The following is a 7,148-nucleotide window of genomic DNA, read 5'->3' as shown; positions in this document are numbered from 1 at the left end:
ATCGTGACGTGAGGTCCCTTCTAGCGTCTTCGCGAACCTGTTGACATCGGTCGCAACGCTGCTGCATGCCGACGACCACTCGGATCGTATAGGAAAGGTGACGGATGCTAGCCATCCTGCACCATCGCGGAACCGCCCGCCAGCGCCCTACTTCGACCACCTAAAGCTCCCCTGAGCATGCTCGACGTCCTGCTCGGTTCGCCACCGGGCCGCACAAGGACCGAAGGACTTCTCGACTGACTGAAGACCCAGTACGGCGCGGCGTACTCGTGAGGCCGGTCTGCGGGGCGGCGCCCGCGACAGCCCGGCAATTCGACCAAGGGTCACCGTCATCTTCCTCCCCTCCGATCGCGGACGCATCCGTTCTCCGCGTCGCGGAACGCGTTCTTTCATTTCATTCGGCCGGCTCATCACGACCTCGCGATCGGCCTACCGATGTTTCGTCGATGATCATGAGAAGGTCGTGCATAAATCCGCGATAGTGGTGCGCTCCAGCGTCAGCGCGGCGGGGGCGGCGATCCACCGCCCCCGCCGCGTGAACGGGTCAGCGGTTGAGGTTCTGCATCCACTCCCGCAGCGCGCGCGCCTGCCGCGCGAGCTCGGAACGCGCCGCAGCGTCGCCGGAGGCCTTGTTCTTCGCCAGGGCGTCGATCGAGTTCAGCGCCGGGATGGCGGTGGTGTAGTTGGTTGCCAGGTAGCTGTCCCGCGCGATGTCCAGGGCGGCACCGGCGGCGTCCGCGGCGGCCGCGGTCAGCAGCCCGGCCGCTCGGTCGGCCTCGATCAGCAGGCTGGTCTCGCGGTAGGACGAGCAGTTAGCGCCCTTGCGGTCGGCGGTCGTCTCGATCCCGCCGAGGATGATCCGCATGAACGAGTCGTCGTAGTACTGCGTCCGGAAGTGGCCGAGGATGGTCGAGAACGCCTTGCCACCGTCCCAGTTCTGGCACCACGCGATCGGGTGGTCGCCGTTCATCAGTTGCAGCGGGTTGGTCGCCGCGTTGCCGCTGTTGAGGCTGCGCTGGTAGCTGTCCTCGTTGAGGCTCAGCAGCGTGTGCACGTCGGCCCGCATGTTGCGGTCGAAGTTGTAGAGCTCGTCGACCGTCATCCACCGGGCAGGGAGATGCGCGGTCGCCGGGTGCGTTTTGTCCTCGGTCACCACCTCGGTGTGGATGCAGCTGCCGCACTGGCCGAACCCGTTCTGGCCGTTCGGATGGTTGATGAAGAACCCACCGACGAGGTTGCCGTACCACGGCCAGGTGCCGATCTCGAACGAGTCGGCGGCGCCGTGGATGCCGACATAGCCGCCGCCCTGGTGCATGTAGGCCTCGAAGTTCGGCTGCTCGATGATCGGATCGAGCGGGCCCGGGTGCCCGACGTTGGAGTCGAAGACGATCGTGTCGTACTGCTTGAGCGTGTCGAGGCTCAGGAACGGGCTCGTGGGCAGCGTGACGGTCGAGAGTTGCGGGTCGTAGACGTCGACGTTGAAGTTGTGCGCGATGCCGAGCTTCTGGATCGCGGCCACGGTGTGCGGGATGTGGTCGTGCCGGAAGCCCGTCGTCTTGGAGAAGACCAGGACGTTGTAGTCGGCGTGCGGGTTGTGCGGGAGCGGGGCGAGCACCGGGTCCGGGATGAACTTCGGGCCCTCCGCGGGCTCAGACTTGAGGCCCGTCGCGGGCTCCGGCGCGAGCCGGCCTTTGAGCTGGTCGATCAGGTAACGCGCATCGCCCACGAGTGTGCTGCGGACCGAGCCGTGCGCGATCCGGTCGTTGGCGATCGAGACGAACTCGTTCAGGACCTGGCGCGCGGGCTTGGCCGAATCGGCGTCGGCGAGCGCCTTCGCCTGGTCGAGCTTGGCTTGGAGCGCCGCGCCGACCTCCGCCGGGACGCTGCCGGCGGTCACGAACCGGGCGATCAGCGTGCCGACGTCCGCGAACGATGTCGTCACGATGAACGTCTGCGTGTACTTCGCGCTGTTGGAAGCAGCGTCAGAGAGATGCACCGCGAGCGTGTGCACGCCGAGCGACAGGTCGGAGGTCTGCACCGGCAACGGCGGGACCAGCTTGCCGTCGAGGTACATGTTCAGCACAGCCACTCCGCCCGAGCCGGGGGTGGGGTCCGTGCGCGTCGGGATAAGTGTGGCGACGTGACCGACGTGACCGTCGGTGATCGCCGGGTACGACGCAGCCGGCGCGCGCGTGTCGATCCGGACCGAGATCGAGCGAAACGCCGCGACGTTTCCGGACGTGTCGACCGCGCGGTACCGGACGCTGGTGTTGCCCTCCTGCGTGATCACCGCCGACGCCGTGGCCGACGCCGGCGCCCCCGCGACGGGCACGTCGATGTAGGCGGCGCCGCCGTTGAGCGAGTACTGGAACTTGTCGATGCCGACGTCGTCGGTCGCCGACATGTTCAGCGTCACCGAGTCGCGGTACCAGTTGTTCTGGCCGGTCGGCGCAGAGGGCGACAGCGTCGCCACGTTGATCGTCGGCGGGGTCGTTTCCTGTGCCCACGACGGTGCCGCGGGGATGAGTGTGGAAGCCGTCACGCAGGCGGCCACTACCGATGTGCGAAATCTTCTTCGCATTAGTGTCTTCTCTCTCTCTTGCCGCTATACGGGCGGGCTCGCTAGCTGCCGATGCCCGTGCCGACGAACTCGGCCCAGTTGAGGTTGAACAGGTTGCCGCCCGTGGCGCCACCCGTGACCGAGCGGAACACCAGGAACAGCTCATGCGTCCCGGACATCGAGACCGGGGACGTCTGGCTCGTCCAGGTTCCCGTCCCGCCGGTGGACACGAGGTTGGCCGTCGTCAGGATCGGCCCGGTGATCGAGTCCTGACGGACCTCGATCGCCGCCAGCGGCGACCCGGGCGTGCGGCCGGTCGTCGCGTCCGCCACGCGGAACGTGATCGAATCGATGTTGGTCAGGTTGAATGGGCCGTTGAGCTGGAGCCAGTCGCCCGAGCCCAGGCTGCCGCGGTGCACGCCGACGCCGCCGTCGCCGCCGTCGGTGTTGGTCGCCGTGTTGGTGCCGGACTGGTTGACGACGAACTCCACCTCCTGGTGCTTCTGGCGGATCTGGTGCTGGCTGGTCGTGGTCAGCTGTGGGACGCCGCCCGGACCGCCGTGGTCGGTGTAGCGCGCCTGGATCACGCCGGAGACGTTGCCGCCGTGTGAGACGTCGTCGGCGATCGTGTGGAGCACGCCCGAGCAGCCGTTGACGGACTCCTCGGCGTGGCCGTGCGTGTCGTGGCCGAGCACGAACGTCACCTGCACCTCGGAGCAATTCACCGTCCCGTCCTCGGGGTCGGTGACCGTGACCGAGAACGGGATGTCGTCGCCGAACGCGAACGTCCCGCCCTCCACCGGCGTATTGACGACCACCGTCGGGCTCGTGTTGCCCACGGTGATCACGGTGCTGGTCGAGGTTTGCTTGTCGGACGAGTCGAGCACGGTCAGCACGGCCGTGTAGCGGCCGGACTGCGTGTAGGTGTGTGTCGGGTTCGGGTCGGTCTCGATCGCCGAGCCGTCGCCGAAGTTCCACTCGTAGCGGATCGAGTCGCCGGGATCCTCATCCAGCGAGCCGGCGCTGGAGAAGTTCACGGTCAGCGGCGTTGAGCCGTCGGTGCGGTCCGTGGTGAGCACGGCCTTCGGCGCGCGCTTGCCCTTGACGTACTCCCACTTGTACATGCCCGCGTCGGGGCTGATGACGTTGAACCCGTTGCCGTAGGTCAGCATGTAGAACGCGCCGTCAGAACCGAACTGCACGTCCATCGGGTTGTCGCACTCGAACCGGAACCTGCCTGCCCCGGCGTTCGCACGGCTGCCGCAATCCAGGAAGTTGTTGATCTTCTGGATGTGGTTGTTCTGCTTGTCGAGCTTGACCTCGCGCAGCGTGTCCTGCGTCCACTCGCTGATGATCACCGAGTCGTCGTAGTACGGCGGGAACTTGTTAGGGTTCGGGTTCTTCGCGTCGTAGTGGTACTTCGCGACCCCGTGCGGACCGACGCCGCCGGTGTAGAGCTCGGGGAACAGCCGCGGGCATTCGGTCGTCGAACCGGGCGCGATCGGGCCCGGGGTCGGCGCGTAGTAGGCCTCGCACGGCGTGCCGAGCGGCGCGCTCGTGTTGTTGTCGCGGTAGGAGTACCAGATGTCCGGGTCGGTGACCGGCGGGACGTCCCTCAGGCCCGGCTCGACCGACGGACCGCCCTCAATGTTCCACAGCGAGTCGTTGCGCTGCGTCGGCCCGTCGCAGTCGAACTTCCGAGGCGGGTTGTTCAGCGGCGTGCCCGCGGTGGTGGTGCCGGGCGCGAACTCGTGGAAGTTCCACTCGTAGTGCGCGAGGTCGCGCTTGTAGCACGTCGGCCAGCCGTAGTTGGACGGCTTGCGCACGATCTCGTAGCGGCCGGTGCCCGACGGGCCGTGCGAGCGCTGCGGTGTCTGGGCGTCGGGCGAGTAGTCGCCGATGTAGGCCACGTCGTTCTCGTCGACCTGGATCCGGAACGGGTTGCGGAAACCCATCGCGTAGACCTCCGGCCGCGTCTTGTCCTGCGGCGCGCCCGCGACCAGCGGGAACAGGTTGCCCGACGGGATCGAGTAGGCGCCCGTGCCGGAGCCGAAGTCGACCTTGTTGGCGTCGGCGGCGGAGATGTTGCCGTCCTTGACCTTGATCCGCAGCACCTTGCCGCGCAGGTCGTTGGTGTTCAGCGCGCTACGGCGCGAGTCACCGGTGAGCCGCTGATACCAGCCGCCCGCCTGCGCCGTGGCGGTGGCGATCGCCGGCGTGGCGGTGCCGGTCAAGCCGGCGCCGTCGGCGGTGATCTGCGGCTGATCGGACTGCTGCTTGCCGCGGCGGAAGAACACGTTGAGGTTCGACGTGTTGACCGGGCCGCCGCTGGTCTGGATCTCATCCGCCTCGATGTTCGAGAGCGCCTCGAGCGCCGCGTCGATCGCATTGCGATCCGCGTTCCACGCGATCGGCTCCGTCGTCTGGCCCTCGAAGGTCAGCGTGAACGTGCCGCCCGTCGCGTTGGTGACGCGCACGGTCTGCTGCTCGTCGGTCTTCTGCGAGTTGTACGGCCCGTAGCCGCCGCCGTTGATGCCGCCCGCGGGCGTGTCATCGCCGGTGACCATCCAGAGGTTGCCGTGCTTGTCGAAGTCGATGTCGCCCGCAACGTGGCAGCACTCCTGGCGGTTGACCGGCACGCGCATGATCTGCTGCTCGGAGCCCATGTCGAGGTGCGCCGGCGTGCTGTCGGTGGCGTCGACGAACTTGAAGCGGCTGAGCTGGAAATAGCCCACGTACGGATCCCACGCGGTCTTGGACGCCGCCACGTCCGGCGGGGTGGTGTTCGGCGTGATCTGGGTGACGACCGATCCGTCGCTCAGCTTGACGTCGGTGACCTCCTTCGCCGAGTAGTAGAGGTAGACCCACTTGTTGGTCGCGAACTTGGCGTCGACCGCCGGGCCATAGAGCCCGTCCTCGCCCGCGGAGTAGATCTGCTGCGTCATCGGCAGGCTCGGATCGGCGAAGTTGGCGACGACCGTGGTGACGCCCGTGGTCGAGTCGTGCATGCGCAGCGAACCGAGGCGGTCCGTCTGCAGAACGCGGCCGTCTGGCAGCTGGTCGAAGCCGATCGGCTCCTGCAGGTTCGGCGGCGAACCGATCTTCGTCTGCTGGTAGTTGGCCAGCACGGTCGCGCCGCAATCGCTGTAGACCGGGTCGGCCTGGCCCGCGGCCCAGCCGATCGCGCCCTTGAGGTGCTTGGTGAGGCCGGCGTCGAAGCTCGCGGCCGTGTTGCCCAGGCCGGTGTAGAACGAGCGGCCGCCCTGGAAGTCCTTACACCACGAGACCGGGTGATCGGCGCCCATCGTGCCCCCGGCGATCCCGTCGAGGTTGGCGCCCTGCGGCTGCGGCCCGAACGGGTCCTCGACGACGGTGGCGAGGACGTGTGACACACCGCGGACGTTCTTCGCGAAGTTGTACCAGTTGTCGGTCCGCGACCAGAACTGCGGCAGATCCTTGCTCGCGTCGTGGACGCGGTCGGCGACCTTCACGTCACCCGATTGCACGTCGGTCCTGCCGGACGCACGCGTCCCCAGGATGTCAGTCAGGAACGACCAGGACTCGTCGGTCTCGACCGCCGAGCCGACGCCGACGAAGCCGCCGCCGTCGCGGAAGTAGCTCTCGAAGTTCGCGCGTTGCGCGTCCGTGAGCGGGCTCGCGTGACCCGTGTCCAAGAACACGACCGCGCGGTACTGCGCCAGCTTCTTCTCCGTGAAATGGTCGCCCACGTCAGCGGGCCCGGGCGCCACGACCGTGAAATGACCGGTTCTGGCCGCATCCCGGATCGCGGCCAGGCCGGCCGACGACACCGCGTCCTGGGTGCTGCGCACCACGAGCACCTTGAAGCGGGCGTCTGGTGGTGCGGGCTTGGCGGCAGGCGGGGGCGGCTGCAGCGGCGCCGCTGCAGCGACCTTGAAAGCGGGCTCAGCCGCCGTGGCGGCCTCGGCGCTCACCGGCGTCGCGAGGAGCGTGATGAAAGGGGCGATGAGGGCTAAGGCCATCGTGGTCGCGGTGCGACGTCTCGTGCGTCGTCCGTTTTCTGGCAGGGCTGCGTCGAGCAGCCTGGCCCACGTTCGATGACGTGGTGACATGAAAAGCCCTTCCTGACTGGGGGGATGTCAGGCAAGGCGCGCGCCGCCGCGCTTATTGCCACTTGGTGGTAGCGGATATTGCGGTTGCTGGAGGGTGCCGTCTCCAGGTCTGTGGGGCCGTCAGTAAGGTGCCGGCCTGGGTAAATCCATGATCGTGGTCGAGTCGTCGATGATGTGGTTGATCACCATGCTCGGCGCGCCACGGGAGGCGGCGCCGAAGCCGAGCGTGGAGGCGACGAATCGGCACCGGGCGGCTGGAGCTGCCACCACGAGCCGTTGCAGCTGATCTTGTGCGTGTGGCAGCAGCCACTGGGCCAGCGAGGCGAAATAGCCTCCGATGACGATCACTCGCGGGTTGAACAGGTTGGCCAGGATCGAGCCACCGAGCCCGAGCCACTCGCCGACCTGTGCCACCGCCATCGTCATGCGCCGGTCGCCAGAGGCCAGGCCTCTATTGGTGTACGGCCGAACCCCGCCTGGTCAGGAGCCACCAGGTG

At 67.6% G+C, this 7,148-nt stretch carries 3 protein-coding genes; all 3 read right to left on the bottom strand.

What is annotated here, in order from left to right:
- Window positions 1–544: 544 nt before the first annotated feature.
- Complete coding sequence (locus Pmi06nite_RS41370) at window positions 545–2,542, bottom strand: ThuA domain-containing protein (protein ID WP_203958730.1); 1,998 nt, start codon at window positions 2,540–2,542, stop codon at window positions 545–547.
- Between the two features lie 80 nt (window positions 2,543–2,622).
- Window positions 2,623–6,561, bottom strand: coding sequence for a ThuA domain-containing protein (locus tag Pmi06nite_RS41365; RefSeq protein ID WP_203958729.1), 3,939 nt, complete (start codon window positions 6,559–6,561; stop codon window positions 2,623–2,625).
- 210 nt (window positions 6,562–6,771) lie between these two features.
- Window positions 6,772–7,098, bottom strand: coding sequence for an ROK family protein (locus Pmi06nite_RS41360; RefSeq protein WP_275409662.1), 327 nt, complete (start codon window positions 7,096–7,098; stop codon window positions 6,772–6,774).
- Window positions 7,099–7,148: the final 50 nt, after the last annotated feature.

The sequence above is a fragment of the Planotetraspora mira genome (assembly GCF_016863275.1).
GTDB lineage: Bacteria > Actinomycetota > Actinomycetes > Streptosporangiales > Streptosporangiaceae > Planotetraspora > Planotetraspora mira.
Note: the sequence above shows the minus strand (reverse complement) of the source record. Positions and strands in the feature narration are given on the sequence as shown.